This window comes from Streptococcus danieliae (genome assembly GCF_025447695.1).
Classification (GTDB): domain Bacteria; phylum Bacillota; class Bacilli; order Lactobacillales; family Streptococcaceae; genus Streptococcus; species Streptococcus danieliae.
The window spans coordinates 1-1382 of sequence record NZ_JAOBSU010000184.1 but is presented as its reverse complement, the minus strand read 5'-3'; the positions used below and the strand labels follow the sequence as shown (position 1 = coordinate 1382).

Annotated in this window: 3 protein-coding genes; all 3 read right to left on the bottom strand. The window is 39.9% G+C overall.

Annotation, left to right across the window (positions count from 1 at the left end; genetic code table 11):
• Window positions 1-303: 303 nt before the first annotated feature.
• Entirely contained in the window at window positions 304-684 is a 381-nt protein-coding gene (locus N4310_RS08465) for an integrase core domain-containing protein (protein WP_262092826.1), read from the bottom strand.
• A 272-nt stretch (window positions 685-956) separates the two neighbouring features.
• Window positions 957-1127: a DUF3042 family protein gene (locus tag N4310_RS08460; protein WP_160331910.1), complete on the bottom strand. Its 171-nt coding sequence runs from the start codon at window positions 1125-1127 to the stop codon at window positions 957-959.
• 57 nt (window positions 1128-1184) lie between these two features.
• Window positions 1185-1382, bottom strand: a 198-nt coding sequence (locus N4310_RS08455; RefSeq protein ID WP_262092825.1) for a hypothetical protein, incomplete at its 5' end; no start/stop codon positions are given.

Below are 1382 nucleotides of genomic sequence, written 5' to 3'. Positions count from 1 at the left end.
GGAGGGGAGGAAGGAAGATTGTCTTTATTCTATATTGTCAGTTTTCAGGGATTCCACACAACTTGACAAAGAACCACATACTAAGCTTAGTAGTGAGGAAATCTCCGACGGGAGAAAGCACTTACTACTTTTTCTTTATGTTAAAGTAGAGGTGTAATGTCAACCCAAAATCAGACACTTTTTATGAGGAGTTGAATCATCCGCTACAGCTTGAGCATGATTCTCCTGAGTAGTGATTTTGACGGCTGGCAAAGCTGCTAATCGCAGCCTTGGCAAATCAGCCTATCACTACTCAGCTCAAGCTCAAACTGTAGCTAGTTCAGTCTGGGCTTTGAAAACTAGTGGTGATAGATTATTCAGTGTCGAATGTCTACGCTTGTGAGTCCACCAGTTGATATAATCTTGTGTTAGTAAGGCAAGTTGTTCTAAGGATTCAAATTTGTAGACTTTGATAAATTCAGTTTTGAATGAACGATAGATTCTTTCAGAAACAGCATTATCATAAGGTACACCTGGAGCTGAGAGACTACGCTCAATCGCTTTATCGGCTAGCAGCTCATCTAGTTTTTTATTAACAAATTCAGATCCTCTATCCGTATGAAAAATATCAACTTTTGTAAGGTCATATGGAATACTTCTCATGGAGACCTCTAAAAACCCCAGTTTTTCTTCAAATTGAATCACTCAAAACATTTAGATTTTCAGAAATTTAGTTTTCTACGATCAGAGTACCTATCATTTTCTAGGGCTAACGTCTAGCTTGTTTTTAGAATGAAGCAGACTAGTCAGCAATCCTGGCTGCCTCAGCAGCTCTTTTAGAAAACAGACAAAGCAAGGGCGCTTTTGTTGAGGGGTACAAGGACGTAGTCCAGAGTTTTCTAAGTTGACATTCAACCCTGGGTTCTGGCCTGGGGTTTTTCGATTATCAAAAAAAGAGGTTGGATCCCAACCTCTTTTTAGTGTGATACGCGTTTACGGGCAGCTTTTTTACGGTTTTCTTCGATAAATGCTGCTTTTTGTTCTTCTGGTTCGATGATTGTTTTGTGGACTGCGTAGACTGCTCCGGCAACTGCAGCGGCAGTTCCAAGAATTCCTGTTACAAGTCCTTTACCAAAATTATTTGCCATAAGTAGATCTCCTTTTCTGTACTCTATATGATAGTATATAGAAAATGGGAGAATTTTTCAAGCGAAAACCGTATTTTTATCGTTGATTCTCTGGAGCTGTGGTGTCAGAATGGGAACTTTATCCGGTTCTAAGAACCACAACAGCCCTTCGAACACGGGCTGCCCTTTTAATTGTTTTAGAATCATTCCCGTTGTCTCTGATCCGAGGTATACCAAGGGAATAGAAGAGTATAAAAAGAAAAATCGCCACGGTAA